Origin of the sequence: Microcoleus sp. Z1_A1, from assembly GCF_036700305.1 — a bacterium.
GTDB lineage: Bacteria > Cyanobacteriota > Cyanobacteriia > Cyanobacteriales > Microcoleaceae > Microcoleus.
Genome location: NZ_JAUBOR010000060.1, coordinates 1 through 20,320, shown reverse-complemented (window position 1 = coordinate 20,320; position 20,320 = coordinate 1). Strand labels below are relative to the sequence as shown.

The 20,320-nt window shown below is 46.3% G+C and carries 14 protein-coding genes; 9 read left to right on the top strand and 5 right to left on the bottom strand.

The window, feature by feature from the left end; translation table 11 throughout:
* Positions 1-77: 77 nt before the first annotated feature.
* From QT973_RS24500 to QT973_RS24465, 8 genes are all read left to right on the top strand, one after another.
* Positions 78-506, top strand: a complete 429-nt coding sequence (locus QT973_RS24500; RefSeq protein WP_333057610.1) for a hypothetical protein — start codon at positions 78-80, stop codon at positions 504-506.
* Between the two features lie 101 nt (positions 507-607).
* Positions 608-1,774, top strand: a complete 1,167-nt coding sequence (locus tag QT973_RS24495) for a DNA cytosine methyltransferase (RefSeq protein WP_333392402.1) — start codon at positions 608-610, stop codon at positions 1,772-1,774.
* Between the two features lie 245 nt (positions 1,775-2,019).
* Positions 2,020-3,360: a tRNA (N6-isopentenyl adenosine(37)-C2)-methylthiotransferase MiaB gene (gene miaB / locus QT973_RS24490; RefSeq protein WP_333057608.1), complete on the top strand. Its 1,341-nt coding sequence runs from the start codon at positions 2,020-2,022 to the stop codon at positions 3,358-3,360.
* 197 nt (positions 3,361-3,557) lie between these two features.
* The gene (locus tag QT973_RS24485) at positions 3,558-4,631 is read left to right on the top strand and encodes a D-alanine--D-alanine ligase family protein (protein ID WP_333392400.1); all 1,074 of its coding nucleotides are present in this window, start codon (positions 3,558-3,560) and stop codon (positions 4,629-4,631) included.
* A 260-nt stretch (positions 4,632-4,891) separates the two neighbouring features.
* Positions 4,892-5,974 carry an AI-2E family transporter gene (locus tag QT973_RS24480; protein WP_333057606.1) on the top strand — a complete coding sequence of 361 codons (1,083 nt, stop codon included), beginning with the start codon at positions 4,892-4,894 and terminating at the stop codon, positions 5,972-5,974.
* Positions 5,975-6,865: 891 nt separating this feature from the next.
* Positions 6,866-8,155, top strand: coding sequence for an HhoA/HhoB/HtrA family serine endopeptidase (locus QT973_RS24475; RefSeq protein WP_333392399.1), 1,290 nt, complete (start codon positions 6,866-6,868; stop codon positions 8,153-8,155).
* A gap of 408 nt (positions 8,156-8,563) precedes the next feature.
* The gene (locus tag QT973_RS24470; protein ID WP_333392397.1) at positions 8,564-9,775 is read left to right on the top strand and encodes a transposase; all 1,212 of its coding nucleotides are present in this window, start codon (positions 8,564-8,566) and stop codon (positions 9,773-9,775) included.
* Positions 9,776-9,790: 15 nt separating this feature from the next.
* The gene (locus QT973_RS24465) at positions 9,791-10,612 is read left to right on the top strand and encodes an MBL fold metallo-hydrolase (protein WP_333392394.1); all 822 of its coding nucleotides are present in this window, start codon (positions 9,791-9,793) and stop codon (positions 10,610-10,612) included.
* A gap of 357 nt (positions 10,613-10,969) precedes the next feature.
* Here QT973_RS24465 and hcp read toward each other — a convergent pair whose 3' ends face one another.
* The 4 genes from hcp to acsF all read right to left on the bottom strand — a co-directional run bounded on the left by hcp (position 10,970) and on the right by acsF (position 16,067).
* On the bottom strand, positions 10,970-12,637 hold the full coding sequence (gene hcp / locus QT973_RS24460; protein WP_333058520.1) for a hydroxylamine reductase: 1,668 nt from the start codon (positions 12,635-12,637) through the stop codon (positions 10,970-10,972).
* Positions 12,638-12,748: 111 nt separating this feature from the next.
* Positions 12,749-14,146 carry an oxygen-independent coproporphyrinogen III oxidase gene (gene hemN, locus QT973_RS24455; RefSeq protein WP_333058518.1) on the bottom strand — a complete coding sequence of 466 codons (1,398 nt, stop codon included), beginning with the start codon at positions 14,144-14,146 and terminating at the stop codon, positions 12,749-12,751.
* Positions 14,147-14,232: 86 nt separating this feature from the next.
* A complete protein-coding gene (locus QT973_RS24450; RefSeq protein ID WP_333392392.1) occupies positions 14,233-14,979 on the bottom strand; it encodes a heme oxygenase (biliverdin-producing) in 747 nt (248 codons plus the stop codon).
* 11 nt (positions 14,980-14,990) lie between these two features.
* Positions 14,991-16,067: a magnesium-protoporphyrin IX monomethyl ester (oxidative) cyclase gene (gene acsF, locus QT973_RS24445; RefSeq protein WP_333392390.1), complete on the bottom strand. Its 1,077-nt coding sequence runs from the start codon at positions 16,065-16,067 to the stop codon at positions 14,991-14,993.
* Positions 16,068-16,244: 177 nt separating this feature from the next.
* Between acsF and QT973_RS24440 the strand changes: the two genes are divergently transcribed.
* The gene (locus QT973_RS24440; protein ID WP_333392388.1) at positions 16,245-16,640 is read left to right on the top strand and encodes a helix-turn-helix domain-containing protein; all 396 of its coding nucleotides are present in this window, start codon (positions 16,245-16,247) and stop codon (positions 16,638-16,640) included.
* Positions 16,641-17,202: 562 nt separating this feature from the next.
* On the opposite strand, the gene gcvP is transcribed toward QT973_RS24440, so the two are convergent.
* Entirely contained in the window at positions 17,203-20,148 is a 2,946-nt protein-coding gene (gene gcvP, locus QT973_RS24435) for an aminomethyl-transferring glycine dehydrogenase (protein WP_333392386.1), read from the bottom strand.
* Between the last annotated feature and the right edge of the window lie 172 nt (positions 20,149-20,320).

Genomic DNA, 20,320 nt, shown 5'->3' with positions numbered 1-20,320 from the left:
AAATCTAAAATCCAAAATCTAAAATCGAACAACCTTCCCATTCAATCTAAAATCTAAAATCTAAAATCTAAAATCGCATGACTCCCACCTTATTCGGTCGCTGGCAAACTCGGTTATTGTTATTTACAACCGTAGGCGTTTTAGTAACGCTGCCCTTTTGTCTGGGTTTAATTACCGCCCAATCAGGATCAAGTTTTTTCTGGATATTAGGGTATGTAGCGATTTTTGGCATCGGCTGGGATGCTTTATATATCTACATCCAGCAGTTTCGCTGGGATCGAGATTGGCCCGGCGCATTTCAATTACTCGCTGGAATTTGGGAAGCACTTTTTGTGTTATTTTTAATCAAAGTTATCGGTTTGCCGGGGATACCTGCACAAGATTTTGACTTGGGAGCTTTTGCTTTGCATTATAGTTTAGTGTGGCTGGCTATTTATCTGGCGTCGCAAACACTGATGCGGATTTTGTTTCCCCACTGGCGTTTCCGAGGCGGCCAATGGTTTTAATAATAGCTGTAGCGGCGGTTTTTACCAACAATAATCGCCTCAAATTAATAATCTCATAAACCCGCCCCGGTCAATTACCAATTCCCCATGCCCAATTCCCCATGCCCAATTCCCAATTCCCCATCCCCTGTATATTCTCATTTTTTTCAGGTTCAGGCTTCCTCGATCTGGGTTTTGAGTCGATCGGCTTTAATATAGCGTATGTCAATGAAATTTTCCCACCTTTCATGCAAGCATACCGCTATTCTCGGCAGTGTCTGAATTTACCACAGCCAGAATACGGATATTGCGAAGGAGAGGAAGCAGATGTAACTCGACTGGTAGAGGGAAAACCAGCACTTCATTTGCGGGAATTGATGCAGGATGCCCGCAAGCATCACGATATTGTGGGATTTATCGCGGGGCCGCCTTGTCCTGACTTTTCTATTGGTGGCAAAAACCGGGGTGGGGAAGGAGATAAAGGTCAACTTTCAGCTTCATACATTGAATTGATTTGTCAGCAGCAACCAGATTTCTTTTTATTTGAAAATGTCAAAGGTTTGTGGAGAACCAAAAAACATAAATCTTTTTACGACGAACTAAAACAGCAGTTGGCTGATTCGGGATACGTTTTTGCCGAACGTTTAATTAATGCGATAGAATACGGTGTCCCGCAAGATAGAGACAGAATTATTTTGATTGGATTTAGAAAAAACCTTGTCAGAAATCTGGGCATTTCCCTAGAGGAAAAAAGCCAAATGTTAGCCGAAAGTTTATTTCCTTGGCAAAGTCAGGTATTATATCCCAAATCAGAAATTTTTTCTCATCCTTGGCCTGATAGAACAGCCTTTGCAGGTGATGGTTTCGTGCCTTGTCCTGATGGCATTCACCAAGATTTAACGGTAGAATTTTGGTTCCAAAAAAATGACGTTCTCAACCATCCCAATGCCGAACACTATTTTCAACCCAAAGCAGGCATTAAGCGGTTTGCTTCCGTTGATGAAGGAGATGATTCAAAAAAATCTTTCAAGCGATTGCATCGGTGGCGTTATTCGCCAACAGCTTGTTACGGCAATAACGAAGTTCACTTGCACCCTTACAAACTTCGCCGGCTTTCTGTTGCGGAAACACTGGCTATTCAGTCACTACCAAAAGATTTTGCACTGCCGCCCAAGATGACGTTGACTAATATGTTTAAAACTGTTGGCAATGGGGTTCCTTATTTGGCTGCACAAGGTATTGCCAAAACAATTTTACAGTTTTTATATAAAAAACCAATAGATAAATAAGCGCAAAAGTATCTCAGAAACCCGGTTTCTTGCTAGATTGGTCGTGACTAATCCCAAAACTCGTAGAAACCGGGTTTCTAGCCCCCCGTAACAGTTAATCGTCGCGCCTCACACACGCTAGAGATTGGTGAACCCGGTTGTTTAAATGAACTAATAAAAAGAAAAATTCACAAATGGTTTGGACTTGTTATATAATAGTTGGTTAAGGTTGAAAACCTATATTTTTTATTTGCCTGCAATTCGCCATGACCGTTAAACCCCGCCGCTATCACATCACTACTTTCGGATGCCAGATGAATAAAGCCGACTCGGAACGGATGGCCGGCATTCTGGAAAATATGGGCTTTGAGTTCTCGGAAGACCCGAACGAAGCTAGCTTGATTCTCTACAATACTTGCACGATTCGCGACAATGCCGAACAAAGAGTTTATTCTAACCTCGGAAGGCAAGCTCATCGCAAGCGCCAAGAACCGGGTTTAACTTTAATTGTAGCTGGATGCGTCGCGCAGCAGGAAGGTGAAGCGCTGCTGCGGAGAGTGCCGGAATTAGACTTAGTAATGGGGCCACAACACGCTAACCGACTTGAAGATTTGCTGGAACAAGTTTTTGAGGGCAATCAAGTCGTGGCGACTGAAGCTGTTGAGATTATGGAGGATATTACTAAGCCGCGTCGCGACAGCAAGGTAACTGCTTGGGTGAATGTAATTTACGGCTGCAATGAACGCTGCACTTATTGTGTTGTCCCGAATGTTCGCGGGGTTGAACAGTCGCGAATGCCGGAGGCAATTCGCGCGGAAATGGAGGATTTGGGCCGTCAAGGTTACAAGGAAGTAACTTTGTTGGGGCAAAATATTGATGCTTACGGGCGCGATTTGCCGGGGACAAAACCGGACGGCAGCAACCAGCATACTTTGACGGATTTGCTTTATTTTTTGCAGGATGTGCCTGGTGTCGATCGCCTCAGATTTGCTACTAGCCACCCGCGCTATTTTACAGAAAGATTGATTAAGGCTTGTGCTGAATTACCGCAGGTTTGCGAACATTTTCACATTCCTTTTCAGTCGGGAGATAATGATATTTTGAAAGCGATGTCGCGGGGTTATACTCAGGAAAAATACCGCCGGATTATTGATACAATTCGCCGTTATATGCCGGATGCTTCGATTACTGCGGATGCGATTGTCGGCTTTCCTGGGGAGACGGAAGCGCAGTTTGAAAAGACTTTGAAGTTGATCGAAGATGTTGGTTTCGATTTGGTGAATACTGCGGCTTATTCGCCTCGCCCTGGGACGCCGGCGGCTTTGTGGGAAAATCAGTTGAGTGAGGAGGTGAAAGCCGATCGCCTGCAACGGATCAATCATGTGGTGACAACAACGGCGATGGAACGATCGCAGCGCTATTTCGGACGTACTGAAGAGGTTTTGGTGGAAGTCCAGAATCTCAAAGATCCAACTCAGGTGATGGGGCGCACTCGCGGCAATCGTCTCACATTTTTTAAGGGTGATATTGCTGAATTGGCGGGGAAAATTGTGCGGGTTAAAATTACAGATATTCGCGCTTTTAGTTTGACGGGGGAAATGCTTTAAATAGCACCGGAATGAGATAGGGGACGGCTTACTGGTGAACTTTTCTAAGAAGATGTAATTTTTTTTACCGCAGAGAGCGCAGAGGACACAGAGGAAGAGTGGGAGGGAGGAGATAAGTAGTTTTAAGGCGGTTCGTTTCTGCGTTGGCTGCGCTAACTGCGTGTATATTTGTCGAAAAGTCCTAGGAGTAGTGAAAAATGACAATGATGCGGATCGGGCTATTGTTCGGGGGGCGATCGGGCGAACACGAAGTCTCTATTAGTTCGGCGCGGGCGATCGCCCGTGCCCTCGCTGCTGAGGAAAATGCCTCTAAATACGAAGTTCTGCCCTTTTATATCCAAAAAAACGGCCGCTGGCTGTCGGGAACATTACCTCAAGAAGTCTTAGCCACCGGAAAACCTCTGGAAATAGAGGAACAAACAGCAGAAGATGATTCTCCCGCCTCTGGACAGTTTCCTAATTTTAATGCTGTAGATGTTTGGTTCCCTGTTTTGCACGGGCCAAACGGTGAAGACGGTACGGTGCAAGGGTTACTGAAATTAATGCAAGTTCCTTTTGTCGGTTCCGGGGTTTTAGGTTCGGCGCTGGGAATGGATAAAATTGCTATGAAAATGGCTTTTGCTCAGGCTGGTTTGCCGCAGGTAAAATACGTCGCTGTCAACCGTTCCGAAATCTGGTCTAATCCTTGCGTTTTCCCCAAACTGTGCGACAAAATTGAAGCGAGTTTGGGCTATCCTTGCTTTGTTAAACCAGCGAATTTGGGTTCGTCTGTGGGAATTTCTAAAGCTCGATCGCGCGCTGAATTAGAAGCAGCCCTCGACAGCGCCGCCAGCTACGATAGGCGGATAATTGTCGAAGCGGGTGTGGTTGCTAGAGAATTAGAATGTGCAGTTTTGGGTAACGATAATCCCCAAGCTTCAACGGTGGGAGAAATTACTTTTCAAAGCGATTTCTACGATTACGAAACTAAATATACCCAGGGACAAGCCGACTGCTCAATCCCGGCAAAAGTCAGCGGTGCGATCGTCTCGCAAATCCAAGAAATGGCAGTGCAAGCATTTTTGGCTGTAGACGCTGCAGGTTTAGCGCGAGTAGACTTTTTCTACATTGAATCAACCGGAGAAGTTTTGATTAACGAAATCAACACTTTTCCCGGCTTTACAGCTACCAGTATGTATCCGCAAATGTGGGCAGCGGACGGCATTTCTTTCCCTGAATTAGTAGACCGTTTAATTCAATTAGCTCTCGAAAGGCACGGGGAAAAAGGTTGAATTGCGATTTGCAAACCGCTGCCCGGTCAACTGAAAATAAATTATTTTCGCAGGTAATATATCCATACTAGCGGAAACGATATAACATAGTTGTGGCAGGCTCTGCCTGCCAGCAACCCAATTTCCGCTGCGGGTCGAGCAACTGGAAATTTTCAGCAGTCGGGTATAAATAAATACACTATAAAGTGGTTAAGAAAGAAGGGCGAATAGCAGCGCCAATCTCACATCTTGCATCTCAAATTTTAACTCGCTTAACTTAGATGAGACGTTTCACTCAACTGCAGCAGTGGTGGACTTACGGACTGGTATTTCCCCTAGCGGTACTCAACTGCTGGTTAGCCCTCCTAGTCTTTGAATATTTTCGCGCCCTGATTACAGTTTTGGTAGTGGCTACAGTGCTGTCTTTTTTGCTAGATTATCCCGTGCGCTTTCTGCACAGATACGGCTTAAAGCGCGATCGAGCAGTTTTATCGGTATTGTTTTTGACTTTACTGGTATTGGTGGTTTTAGCTATCACTCTGGCTCCCATTCTGCTAAACCAAATCACTGAGCTCGCCACCCGACTGCCGACTTGGATAGTTTCTGGCACAGAACAAATTGAAGCATTCCACAATTGGGCGGAAAATCGCAATCTCCGCATTGATGTTAGCGGTTTGACTACCCAATTGAGCGATCGACTTTCATTTCAATTGCAGTCTCTCACTGGCGAAATTCTCAGATTTGGTTTGGGTGCTGCAGACAGTCTGTTGAATTTCCTCCTCACCATAGTCGTGACATTCTACTTGCTCTTGCACGGCGATCGCGTATGGGAAGGATTATTTAAATGGTTTCCCTCCAAGCTGAGCCTTCAATTGCGAGAGTTGCTGGCGCGAAGCTTCCACAACTACTTCGTCGGGCAAGCAACTTTGGCGGGTTTGATGGGACTGTCTATCACTGTTGCTTTTTTAATTATGCGAGTTCCCTTCGGACTTCTGTTCGGTTTGGGTGTGGGTGTAATGACTATGATTCCCTTCGGGGCACCTTTCAGTATTTGCATTGTCAGTTTGCTAATCACATTAAACAACTTTTGGCTCGGAGTCACAGTTTTAGCTGTCGCTACAGTAATTCAGCAAATAATTGAAAGTGGCGTTGCTCCTCGGTTATTAGGCGGTTTTATCGGTCTCAATCCTGTGTGGATTTTAGTGGCGCTGCTGGTGGGGGTTAAGGTGGCGGGAATAGCAGGTTTGTTAGTTGCTGTGCCGATGGCTGGTTTTATTAAGAATACTGTTGATGTTTTGGAAAGTTCGAGGAAAAAGTCGAGGGAAATCGATTCGGTTAGTTCCATTGAACCGATGGAGCAATAAAATTCCTCCCTAGGTTCAAATTTTAGATTTGAAGAGAGTTTTTGCAGGCTATTTTGACTTAAGGTTTAGTTGGTACTTTAGCTTGAGGCTTTACAGGTTTTTTACTTCCTGCTTTAGGGTGAGGCTTTCCGGTGCTTTAACTGCTGTCCTTCATGGATGCAGGCGGGGTCAAAAACTCCGTTTCTACGTTAACCTCGATCGCTCACAACGAATATTTTGCGTAGAAACCTGGTTTTTTTGAGTGCACGATTGTTGTTGACTTCGGATATCAATCCTGTCAGAAACCTCAGCCTAAAGGCGTGAGGCTTGAAAGAGAAATCTAACAGGCCATTCTGACCAGACTAAGCTTTAAATAGCTACGTTATTTAGGTCACGACACCCGCTTGATGCGAAGCTAGTCCCTTGCTCTGTCGCTAGTGGTTAAACAGTCTTAAGGTCACGCTCGACAGTGCTGCTAGCCGGCGCAAGCCTTTATAACCTTGTCGAAGCTAACTTTACCCCAGAAATGGGAGTTTGGGGCAACCATTCCCCAAAAATCGGAGAGGTTGCATAAAATTCCCTCTCCGACCCCGAAAGGGGATTTAATTCAATGTAAAGCCGTCCTATAAGGACGGGGCTTCAGACCCAGTTTTTTGGTGAAAAGTTCGCGAGAAATGCGGAATATGCGAGCTGGCTACCGTAGTTTGTATTATCGCACTCACACAGCAATTCGCCAGTGCCGACCCAGTTCGATCGCACTCAAAAGCTCGAATCCACAAACAATTTGCCGGCGACTGTCCGGTTTCTACCCCAGCTTGTAGGGTAAACCCCACCAGTCAAGCAGAACTCATAAATGCTTGAATAAAAATTAAAGAACCTTTAGTTCTAATTTAATTACAGTAGGTGCTAAAAATGCAAAACCATAATTATAACTCTCGCTCTAACTCCCACCAACTCAATACTATGTCAACCAAAAATATGCCTGCTACAACTGTGCGTTCTCGCCGTTTTTATTTGCCGAAAAAACTGGCTTTTTTATCCCTCATTTTGCTCGGCTCCACCGCAACTGTTGGGTGCAACGCCCTAACTTCTGGAGTTCCTGGAAGTTCTAACGCCATTCAAGCTGAACCTTCAACTACAGCGCCAATCTCAGCATTGCCTGCGAATATACTGCCTTCTCAAGACTCTAATTTTGTTACTAAAGTTGTGCAGGAAGTCGGCCCGGCAGTGGTGCGGATCAATTCGTCTCGCACGGTGACGAACCAAGTTCCAGATGAGATACCCGAGCAATTCCGCCGTTTCTTCGGTTCAGAATCTCCCATTCAACCGGGAAATCGGGTAGAAAGGGGCTCTGGTTCGGGTTTTGTTTTTGGTTCTGATGGTCGCATTTTGACTAACGCTCACGTCGTTAACGGGGCGGATACGGTGACGGTAAAACTGAAGGATGGCCGCGAATTTGTCGGCAAAGTTTTAGGCGTCGATACAGTTACTGATGTGGCTGTTGTTAAAATAGAAGCTAACAATTTGCCTGTGGTGAGTTTGGGCAAATCTGAAGAGTTACAGCCGGGAGAATGGGCGATCGCGATCGGCAATCCCCTCGGTTTGGACAATACTGTGACTGTGGGCATTATTAGCGCTACAGGCCGTTCTAGCGCCGATGTCGGTGTTCCCGACAAGCGCGTCAGCTTTATTCAAACCGATGCTGCGATCAATCCCGGCAATTCTGGCGGCCCGCTGCTGAACCAGCGCGGTCAAGTTATCGGCATGAATACGGCGATTATTCAAGGCGCTCAAGGATTGGGTTTTGCTATTCCGATCGATAGAGCACAACAAATTGCCGACCAATTAGTAACAGTAGGAAAAGCCGAACATCCTTATCTCGGCGTTCGGATGTTGAGCATTACTCCCGAAATCAAGAGAGAATTTAATCAAAATCCCAACACCAAATTGAGGCTGACTGAAGATAAAGGCGTGTTAGTTTTGGGAGTTGCGAAAAATTCTCCGGCGGCACAAGCTGGAGTTCGCCTTGCCGATGTGATCAAGAAAATCAACGGTACAGAAGTAACTGATGCTGGCAGCGTACAGCAAATTGTCGAGAAAAGTACAGTGGGCAGCGATCTGCAGCTTGAATTGAGCCGCGGCGGACAACCTGTTACTGTGGCGGTGAAAGCGGGTGCTTTTCCAGCGGATCAGCAGCGGTAGAATTGTTGATTGAAACTTAGATATTGCACCATTGTCAATAATCCTTTTAGGAACAGGCTTTCCGGCCTGTTCCACAAGAAAATTAATCTCTTGTGGAACGGGCATCTTGCCCGTTTTTGAGAATGCTGCAAGAGGTGAGTTTTAATCGGCTTGGTCTGTGAGACGGGGTTTAATCCCCCGTCGGGATGTGGGGGGTACTCATTGTTACCATAATTTATAGAAATCGAACATGAAAACCCCGTGACTTTAGTCCGGGGATGAAAGGGAGAAGGAGGCTTTAGCTTCCCAGTATCTTTCATTAGATATTAGGATTGCAACTTAGGATACAACTCTGTAAAGTCTTGTAAACACTTGGATGATATTAAGCTAGTGCTGTTAGCATAAGAAGAACGTGATGAGGTCGAAGTCATGCTAGTTTTTGAATTCAAAGCATACGGTAAAAAGCAGCAATTCGATGCTGTAGATGAAGCAATTAGAACAGTGCAGTTCATCCGTAACAAAGCATTGCGCTTTTGGATGGAAAACCAAAAAGTCAACAAATATGACTTGAATAAGTACAGCGCTGTTTTAGCTAAAGAGTTTCCGTTTTGCGATGAATTGAATAGCATGGCTCGACAATCAAGCGCAGAAAGAGCGTGGTCGGCAATCGCCCGATTTTACGACAACTGTAAAAATAAAATTACCGGGAAAAAGGGTTTTCCGCAGTTTCAGAAAGACAACCGCTCAGTCGAATACAAAACGACCGGGTGGCGTCTAGCGACAGACCGGAAATCTATCACTTTTACAGATAAGAATGGAATCGGGAAACTCAAATTAAAAGGAACGCGAGACTTACATTTCTATCAGCTTAGCCAAATTAAGCGAGTGCGCTTAGTCAAACGAGCCGATGGATACTACATCCAGTTTTGCGTTCAAGTTGACCGTTCCGAGAAGATTGAAGTTACAGGTAATGCTATTGGATTAGACGTGGGGCTCAAAGAGTTCTACACAGACTCTAATGGTGTTACAGTCGAAAATCCGCGTTTTCTGGGCAAAGAAGAGCGCCGACTAAAGAAAGCCCAAAGGCGGCTTTCAAAGCGAGTCAAAGGTTCAGAAAATAGAAAAAAAGCTAGGGTAATTCTAGGAAAACGCCACCTCAAAATAAGTAGACAGCGTAAAGATTTTGCTGTGAAATTAGCAAGATGCGTCATCCAGTCAAACGACTGTGTAGTCTATGAAGATTTGAGAATCAAAAACATGGTGAAGAATCACTGCTTAGCTAAATCGATTAACGACGCATCTTGGTATATGTTTCGAGTGTGGATGGAATATTTCGGTAAAGTATTCGGAAGGATTACAATTGCCGTGCCAGCCCACGGGACGAGTCAAGAATGTTCTAGCTGCGGAACCATTGTTAAGAAAAGTCTATCAACGCGAACTCACGCTTGTCGGTGTGGATGTGTATTAGATCGCGATCACAACGCAGGTAGAAATATCCTAAGTCGGGGATTGAGTACGGCGGGGCACGTCGGAACTTGGATCTTAGATCCGAACGCTTGTGGAGAGTTGACCGCTACCGATGTTGAAGTAATTCTGCATCGGCAAGTCGATTCTGCGAATCAAGAATCCCCTCGGCTTTAGCCAGGGGAGTGTCAAGTGGACAGTACCTGCATTGACTGCGATACTTGTCGGTGGATGGCACCTGAAGTATTTACTCAAGCGGGAGAACAGTCTGCGGTTTACCGCCAGCCAACTAATGAAACTGAAGAAATGCGATCGCTCGCGGCTCTTTTGTCTTGTCCCACAAGTTCGATCGGCACTGTAGAAAAACCCAAAAGGATCAAAGAAGCCCAGCAACTGTTGCCCGCACTCGTAGCAGAAAATGTCTATCACTGCGGCTACCACTCAGAGAAATCCTACGCTGCAGCCAGCTATTTAATTGTCCGCCCTGAAGGAAACATTTTAGTTGATTCTCCCCGTTTTGTGCCGCCGCTAGTCAAAAACATAGAAGCAATGGGTGGCATTCGCTATATGTACTTGACTCACCGCGATGATGTCGCAGATCATCAACAATACCGCGAGCATTTTGGGTGCGATCGCATCATTCATTATGACGAAATTAACGCTGATACTTGCCGTGTAGAAATGCAATTGTCGCCCACAGAACCGTATCAACTAGCAGATGATTTGTTGATTATATCGGTGCCCGGTCACACGAAAGGTCACACAGTTTTGCTTTACAATAACAAGTTTTTGTTCACCGGCGATCATCTTGCTTGGTCGGAAAGTTTGCAGGAGCTAGTTGGCTTTCACGATGTCTGTTGGTATTCTTGGCCAGAACAAATCAAATCTATGCAGAAGTTGGCTAATTACTCGTTTGAATGGGTGTTGCCGGGACACGGCCGCAGGTATAATGCCGATCGACAAACAATGAGCAATCAAATGCAAAAGTGTATTGCTTGGATGCTCGATGCTTAGTGCGATCGGGTTCATAACTCCGACTCAGCGAGATTCATTTGACTCCGGTAGCCTGTGAAAATCCGACTGCCATCTTTGAGAATATGAATCTCCATCCTATCTCTATTCTCGACAAGCGCGTGAATCTGCGTCAATCCCTTGTCCGGGGCGGTTAATACATTCTCTTTTTTTCACCGCTGATAAACACAGATTAACGCAGATGAATCCCTCTGAATAGACTTAGGATCGCGAATTAAATAATTTACACTCTTGAAAGTGGGGAGTAGGGGTTGGGCTTATAGCCCGCCATTTCTGGACGGGCGGGACGCCCATCCCACAAGAACCATCACGCATTCTAAGTTATTTAATTCTCATTCCTTAGCGAATGACTGCTAATGGGCTCAAGCAAGCTGCTAGATCGGCATCAGGGGTGGTAATGGCCTGCAAGTTATATTTCTCCGACAGAAGCTTGAATACATTGGGAGAAATAAACGCCGGTAATGTCGGCCCTAAACGAATGTTTTTAATCCCCAAATGCAAGAGAGTTAGCAAGACGGCTACTGCCTTTTGTTCATACCACGACAGAATCATGGAAAGGGGTATATCGTTGACACCTACCTCAAAGGCATTGGCTAGGGCTACAGCAATCTGAATCGCTGAGTAGGCATCGTTGCACTGACCAACATCCATCAGGCGGGGTAGTCCGTCAATGTCGCCCATTTGTCGATCGAAGAAGCGAAACTTACCGCAAGCTAGGGTTAGTACGACACAATCATCAGGCACTTTTTCTACGAACTCGGTGTAGTAGTTGCGATCGGGTTTGGCTCCATCACAGCCCCCTACCAGGAAGAAATGGCGGATTTTACGCTGTTTCACAGCCTCAATGATTTTATCTGCCACCCCTAGGACTGTATTGTGGGCAAAACCAACTGTGACTTCCCTGGCGGGTGCATCTTCAGTAAAGCCGGGAAGTGCCAGTGCTTTCTCAATAACGGGAGTAAAATCGGGTGTGCCATTGTCGATCGCACTCAAGTTAATCAGACCCGGATAGCCGACGGGGCCTACGCTAAAGAGTTTATTTTCATAATAGGAATGGGTTGGCATTAAGCAGTTGGTCGTAATCACGATCGCACCGGGGAACTTGCCAAAATCCTTGGTTTGGTTCTGCCAAGCAGTGCCGTAGTGACCGTAGAGATGGGGATACTGCTGTTTTAGTTTGGGATAGCCGTGGGCTGGTAGAAGTTCGCCGTGGGTGTAAACAGTAATTCCCGTGTCTGCTGTTTGCTTCAGCAAGCCTTCGAGTTGTTTGATGTCATGTCCTGAAACCAGAATCGCCTTCCCTTGCCGTGGATTGAGGGGAACAGGCGTGGGAATTGGGTGCCCATAGGTACCGGTATGTCCGGCATCCAATAGTTCCATAGAGCGCAGATTAATGGCTCCCACCTCAAGAGCAAGATCCACCCACTCCTGCAAGCTCAAGGTCTGGTTATCGAGGGCGACAAGTGCCTCATAAATGAAACGATACACCCGCTCGTCTTCCTGGCCCACTTCGTAGGCGTGGAAGGTGTAGGAGGCAAGACCCTTAACCCCATATAGCACTGTGAGTTTGAGTGAGAAAATATCCACATTCAAGCCAGACTGACTGAGGAACTGAGACGAAATCAGCTCACCCTGCTCAACCAGGCTATCCTCAAAGTTGGGTTCAAAGTCGGAAATTGCAGCCCAGGTAGGTGGAGTGTCTGTTGCTTGCTGCACTTGAGCCTTGAGGTTGGCGCGATGGGCGATCGCTTCTTGGAGATACTCAACAAACCGCTTTTCGGAAAAGTTGACATTCGTCATCGTGGCAAAGATCGTTTCGCAGGTGAAGACATCCACTGCATGAGTATCAATGCCTAACTCCTTTGCTTTCAGGGCAATCGGAGCCAACCCGCGCAGATAATAAATCAGCAAATCTTGGATAGCATTCACCTGGGGACTTTTCCCACAAGCACCAAACTGATGGCATCCTTGTCCGCTTGCTGTTTGTTCGCATTGTTCACAGAACATTGATTTTTTCCTTGTTGAATTGGTTAGAATTTACGCAAAAACTCGGTTATGAAAGTATTTATCCGTCCCTGACTATGTTAACTAATCTGAGTTAACAAATCTGACGCTGATTCATAGGGACTTGGAAAACCGTTTGCTTGAGTGGGGGATGAGATAGCTATCAAACACCGATGCAATATTGCGAATTAGCAAGCGCCCGATCGCAGTTACTTCAATGCCATCGCCCCAACGTTTGATTAACCCATCGGCTTCTAAGGCATCAAGTTGTGGCAAAACCTGAGCAAAATAGTCATTAAAATCTAGATCGAATCCGAGATGGTATTTTTCTTCCAAATCCTGCACCGACAGTTGGAATTGACACATCAATTCCATGATTACTGTGCGCCGAATCAGATCGTCATGATTAAGTCTAACACCTTTTTCGATAGGCAATTCACCCCCATCGATCGCCAGATAAAAATCTTTCAATCCCTTGTGGTTTTGGGTATACACATCCTGCAACATACTGATGGAAGTCATGCCAAAGCCCAACAGATCCGATTCTGGCTTAGTGGTATAACCCTGAAAATTCCGATGTAGTTGCCCAGCTTGTTGCGCGATCGCCAGTTCATCATTAGGCTTGGCAAAGTGATCCATACCAATAAACACATAGCCACTTTGCGTCAGTTGGTCGATCGTACTTTGCAGAATTTTCAGCTTTTCCCCCGCAGTGGGCAAAGCAGATTCCGGCATTCGTTTCTGAACCGGTTTGAGCCAGGGAACATAGGCAAAATTAAAGACGGCAATGCGATCAGGATTTAATAGCAAGGTCTTCTGTACAGTTTCCTGGAATGTGGCTTGTGTCTGGAAAGGTAAGCCGTAAATCAAATCTACATTTACACTTTCAAACCCAGCTTCCCGCATCCAATCCATCACATCAAACAACATCGCTTCCGGCTGCACCCGATTGATCGCTTGCTGCACGGTGGGATTAAAGTCTTGAATGCCAAAACTAATCCGATTGAAGCCTAATTGTCGCAAAAATAGAATATATTCGCGATCGATATAGCTAGGGTTGACTTCGATCGATATTTCTGCTGCGTCATCGAACCGAAAATATCGATTTAACTGGTTCCAGAGAAACTCTACCTGAGTGCGATCGAGATAGTTGGGCGTGCCGCCGCCCCAGTGCAACTGATGCACCAGCCGATCGGCATCCACCAAACTGGCAACTTGGCGAATTTGGCGATCGAGATAGCCTAAATAGGGTTCTACCACCTCCTTGCGCTGGGTAATGATGGTATTGCAGCCGCAGAAATAACAGGGCGTTTCACAAAAGGGGATGTGGCAGTAAAGCGATAAGGGGGTTTGTTTGTGATTGCCGATGGCGATCGCGGTTTTAAATGCTTTGCGATCGAAGTCAGTGCTTAATTCTGTGGCGGGTGGATAGCTGGTATAGCGAGGTAAAGGCTGGTTGTATTTATTCAACAATGCAGCATCAAATTCAACCGTTTGTGATAACTGTTTCATTAACTAATGTATCCTTCTGTTGTTGTGTAAATTCAGAACCCCGGCATATTTTAGAGATACGATCGATCTTGTTTTCCTTGGGCGAGTTATTTCGCGACAGATTCTCGCTTGGCATGAGGGCTGCGGCCTTCTGTGCTACCGGGGCGATCTTGCCGAGTCAGCAAATCAAAGGTATGATCTCCAATCGCCGCTTTCACATCGGCTTCGAGTTCGTGCATTACATCCTGGTTAAGGGTAAATGCCGCATTTGCTTCGGCGACAATTCGCTCGATCGTGTCAGCATCCACCGGAAACTCATCAAAGGTTTGGCGATAGCGTTCCTTAAATACTCGCCTTGCTTCTGGTGTCGAGATTTGGGAAAATTCATAGAAATTTGTTCCTTGATCCGGCGGCAGAGACAACGCCGATCGAATCACGTTTTTCAAGCTTTGTCCGCCGGATAAATCACCCATGTAGCGGGTGTAGGCATGGGCAATCAGCAGGACTGGATCGGTTTTTGAGAGGGTTTGAATGCGATCGCGATACACAGAACCTGCTGGCGAAGCCGTAATTTCCTCCCGCCAATTTTCACCGTAATAAAAAGCTAGATCGCAAGCCAGATTCTCAGTGCGATTTAACTCAGGGAAATAGAGGGTTCCGATTATCGGGTGGTTGACATGGCTCTGCAAAGCCGTTTCTAAGGCGCTGTAAACAAAGTACAAATCGGCAAATAGTTTACGCAAAGGTTCCCGTTCCACAATGCCTTTGATAAAGCATTTCATAAATGCAGTATTTTCGGCTGTGGTGTGGGATTTTATCGTGCCTTCTCGGAGGCGTGTCGATAGATTTGTCATGGCAATATCTCCTAATTAATAGCGGTTCTGGACGATTCAGCATTAATCGAGGGCAGTAAATAAAGGCGCAACAACTGCCAGACAATCACAGCAATCCAGGGTAATTTTTGGCAAAATTGGATGGCGGCAGGGCGCTGATTAGTTGAGATTTCTGCTAGCTTCTGATTGGCGATCGCACATCGATCCAAACGGGGAAAGAATTGTGGATGGTGGGTATCTAAAATACTGGGAAACGCCCGTTTTGCCGTTTCATTGGTGTGATGAATCACCTGCTTGTTATATTCATCGGGGTCGATACCGATCGAGTCATAAAATGTGGAGCGTTCCAACACCGTCATTGTGTGGGTGGCAAACACCGTCAGTAGGAAAAAGCGCGCCCAGAGTCTTGCTTTCCAGTTATTCCAAAGCTTAGGCTGCGATCGCAACAAAGCCTTAAAGAAATCCCCATGCCGATTTTCGTCTTGGCACCAATTCTCGAAGTAGCGAAACAGGGGATAAATTTGATGTTCTGGATGTTGTTCTAGATGGCGATACACCAAAATATAGCGCCAGTAGCCAATTTTTTCCGACAGATAAACAGTATAAATTACCCATTCTGGAGGGAAGAATGTGTAGGTACGATTTTTTGTTAAATAGCCCAGATCGAGAGACAACCCAAAATCTGCCATCGCCTTATTCAAGAAACCGGCGTGACGCGCTTCATCCCGTGCCAGTAAGCTAAAGGCTTCCGATAACAACGGTTGGCGATTCTTAAGTTTGCGGGAGAGTTCTTTGAACAACAGAAAACCCGAAAATTCTGAGGTACAGGAGCGCTCTAGAAAGTCAATAAATGCCTTTCGCGTTTCGCCATCAATCTTGTCCCAGCATTGCTCAAACTCTTGATTGCGGACAAAATGGTGGCGGTTATAGTCCGCGCGCAATTCTGCTACAACTGCTTCTAATTCCGCTTGTTGCCCGGACAGATCCATTTCGGCAACGACATCAAAATTGGTGGTGTAAAAGCGTGGTGTTAACAGGGTTTCTTGAACAGGTGCTTTAATGCTGGATGGGAGACCAGCAGACTCCGATTTACTAATTGAACTGACCATAGGAGTGGAGAGTGGATTGTTCGGAATTGATGACTGTGCACCACATTGCCTTAATCCGCGATCGCCCACAAGTCAGTTACCAGTGGTATCCTATAGTTACTTTAGGTAAAGCATTGAAGCCAATAGGACGCTTGAGCCATTTCTAAAGAAATATGGAAATTATAGTGAAGGGAGTTTATGGTGGAAGCGAGTCAGTGCGTAGAGGTTAAATGTCCGATTCAATTTGTGCTGGATTTGTTGGACAATAAATGGTCAATTTTGGTTCTACGCGAACTGTTTGGAGGCGATCGCCGTCCCCACGAATTACTCACAGCACTTCCTGGCATCAGCACCAAAACCCTCACCCAACGCCTACGAGAGTTGGAATCTCAAGGGTTAGTCGATCGGCGTGTGTATGCCGAGATTCCGCCCCGTGTCGAATATTCCCTCACGCCCAAGGGTCGCCAAATTCAACCGGTGATGGCAGCCCTGCATGAAGTAGGATCGCAGTGGCTGGGACAGGAGAGTTGCATTTGTCCCCTAACACACTCGGATGCTAAGGACGATTTAAATGCACAACAGCTTACTCCTTGAGATTGACTCAGAAACCGGGTTTTTTACGACAATATTTCGTTCCCACCGACAGATTCAGTAAAAACCCGGTTTCTTTAGTCAAAGTGCGTAAGCTCAGAAACCGGGTTTTTTACGACAATATTTCGTTCCCACCGACAGATCAAGTAAAAACCCGGTTTCTTGGATGTAGCATGGTGCTCAGAAACCGGGTTTCTTCCTAAATCGGGCGTGAGGATGTTTAGATACTCGTAGAAACCCGGTTTCTTAGATTTTGCGCGGTGCTTATGGAGTTTGGAGGCTGTTGGTGGGGATGTAGAAACCGGGTTTCTTCCTGAATCTGGGTGATGATACATAAATTATCGCAGAAACCCGGTTTCTTGAGGCTTTTTGTGAGGTGGATTTCGGCATCTATCAAACCCGGATATCCCCCTAGCCAAGAGGGCGGGCACGGGGAGTAGGGGTCGCACCGCCCCTACAAGGGGGGACCGGAAGCGTTCTCAAAGTCAACCCCTACTCCCCTTTTTAAGGGGGATTTAGGGGTATCTAGACTCAGATATAAACGAGATTTACATGGATTACACTCTTAAGTGTATGCCTCCATTGGTAAACAAGAACAGACAAAATTACGATCGCCAAACGCATTATCTATCCGGCCCACCGCAGGCCAAAACTTATATTCGCGAGTCCAAGGTGCCGGATAAGCAGCTTGCGCGCGAGTATAAGGACGATTCCACTCATCAACCATCAGAGATTCTGCGGTGTGCGGCGCATTTTTCAAGACGTTATTTTGTGCGTCAACATTACCTTTTTCAATCTCCGCAATTTCGCCTCGAATTGCAATCATTGCCTCGCAAAAACGGTCTAATTCCTGCTTCGATTCGCTTTCCGTCGGTTCCACCATTACCGTACCAGCAACCGGCCAAGAAACCGTCGGCGCGTGATAGCCGTAATCCATCAACCGTTTAGCGATATCTTCTACTTCAATAGTCGCAGATTTTTTGAGCGATCGCAAATCTAGAATACACTCATGCGCCACCAAACCAGCTTTCCCTTTGTACAAAACCGGATAATAAGATTGTAACCGTTTTGCCATGTAATTAGCATTAAGAATTGCTACTTTTGTTGCCTCAGTTAAACCCACTCCTCCCATCATCCGAATGTACATCCAAGAAATAGGCAAAATGCTAGCACTTCCCCAAGGCGCGGCGGAAACAGCACCAACTGATATTTGTTGACTGTTAACTGTTGACTGTTGACTGTTAAGAATAGAATTAGTGGGCAAAAATTCCACTAAATGAGACATTACCCCAATCGGCCCCATTCCCGGCCCGCCGCCGCCGTGGGGAATACAGAAAGTTTTGTGCAAATTCAAGTGACAAACATCAGCACCAAAATCACCGGGGCGGCACAAACCAACTTGAGCATTCATATTTGCGCCGTCCATATAAACTTGTCCGCCGCAGTTGTGGACAATCTCGCAAATCTCTTTAATTTCTTCCTCAAAAACGCCGTGAGTTGATGGATATGTTACCATCAAAGCCGCCAGTTCTTTTTTGTGCTTGTCTGCTTTTTTATGTAAATCGGCGACATCAATATTGCCCTGGGAATCACACTCGACAGCAACTACTTTCATCCCCGCCATCACCGCGCTAGCCGGATTTGTACCGTGGGCTGACTGGGGAATCAAACAGATATTTCGGTGAGATTCGCCTCGGTGTTCGTGGTATTGGCGAATAACTAACAAGCCCGCGTATTCGCCCTGAGAACCGGCGTTTGGCTGCAAAGAAATTCCCGCAAAACCGGTGATTTCTGCCAGCCACTGTTCTAGTTGCACGAACATCATTTGATAGCCGCGAGTTTGATCGCGGGGTGCAAAGGGATGTATCTTGCCAAATTCTGCCCAAGTCACCGGCATCATCTCTGCTGTTGCATTCAATTTCATTGTGCAAGAACCCAAGGGAATCATCGATGTATTTAACGATAAATCCTTGGCTTCTAAACGGTGCAAATAGCGCAAAAGTTCAGTTTCTGAATGGTAACTGTTGAAAACTGGATGGGCGAGATAGCTGCTGGTGCGATCGCAAAAATCTGGTAAGGTCAAATAGGAATTCAATGCGTCGGCATCCAGCGGAATGTTGAGAGCATTCTGCCCGTCTGCCCTGATATAATCTTTATCCTGTGCAAAAATTTCCCACAACTCTTGCACATCTTCAACGCTGACAGTTTCATCTAAAGTGATTCCCACTGTCGAATCATCGAAAACTCGGAGATTAATTTTGCGTACTTTAGCAGCTTCTAGAAGTTCTGACAGCGGTTTGTCTCCCAATTCTACTCGCAGAGTATCGAAGAAAGGTTGAGAACCAATTGTGTATCCGAAACTTCTTAAACCGGATGCCAAAAGTGCTGTTAAAGTCCGTACTTTCTCAGCAATGTCTTTCAGTCCAGACGGGCCGTGATAAACAGCATACATACTCGCCATCACTGCCAGCAAAACTTGAGCCGTACAAATATTGCTGGTTGCTTTTTCGCGGCGGATGTGTTGTTCGCGAGTTTGCAAGGCCAAACGTAAAGCAGATTTGCCGTTGGCATCTTTAGAAACGCCGACAATTCTCCCCGGAACTTGCCGTTTAAACTCTTCTCGCGTGGCGAAATAGGCGGCGTGGGGCCCTCCGAATCCCATCGGCACTCCGAAGCGCTGAGTGCTTCCTACGGCTATATCCGCGCCGAATTCGCCGGGGGGTGTGAGCAAGCAAAGGCTCAATATGTCGGCGGCTACTGTGACTAATGCGCCGACTTCGTGTGCCGATCGAATAAAATCGGTATAGTCGTAAATTGCGCCGTCTGTGGCGGGGTATTGCAGGAGAGCGCCGAAGATTGTACGATCGAACTCAAAGCTTTGATGGTCGCCGACAATTACCTCAATTCCCAGCGGCTTAGCGCGAGTTTGCACCACTTCCACAGTTTGAGGGTGGCAATCTTGGGAAACAAAAAACGCTTTTGCCTTATTTTTGCTGGCGCCGTAACTAACCGCCATCGCTTCCGCCGCCGCTGTCCCTTCATCCAGCAAAGAAGCGTTGGCAATTTCCAAACCCGTGAGGTCAATTATCATGGTTTGGAAGTTCAGTAAAGCTTCCAATCGCCCTTGAGCAATTTCGGCTTGGTAGGGAGTGTAAGCTGTATACCAGCCGGGATTTTCTAGGATATTCCGCTGAATGACGGGGGGAGTGATGCAGTCGTGATATCCAGTGCCGATGTACGATCGAAATACCTGATTTTTTGCAGCAATTTCTTTCAATTCTGCCAAAGCGCTGTACTCGCTTTGCGCTGCGGGAAGTTGTAAGGGTTGAGAAATGCGAATCGCCGCTGGAACCGTTTTGTCAATCAACTCATCGAGGCTGGAAATGCCCAAAACATTGAGCATTTGCTGGATTTCGTTGGGTGTCGGGCCAATGTGCCGGCCCGCAAAACCATTGATGGAGGAAAGGTTTTGCTGCTGACTGGGTTCAAGTTGAGGGCTGTAGAGTACCAAGGCGGATTCTCCTGAATAGACTTTTGCTTCTTTGTTTGTAACATTTTGCTAAGAAAACCAGGAAGATTTTTTGCGTGTATCAAAGTCCGAGAGTCCGACAGTCCGACAGTCCGACAGTCCGACAGTCCGACAGTCCGACAGTCCGACAGGGGTTGAAACCCCTGTCTCATAG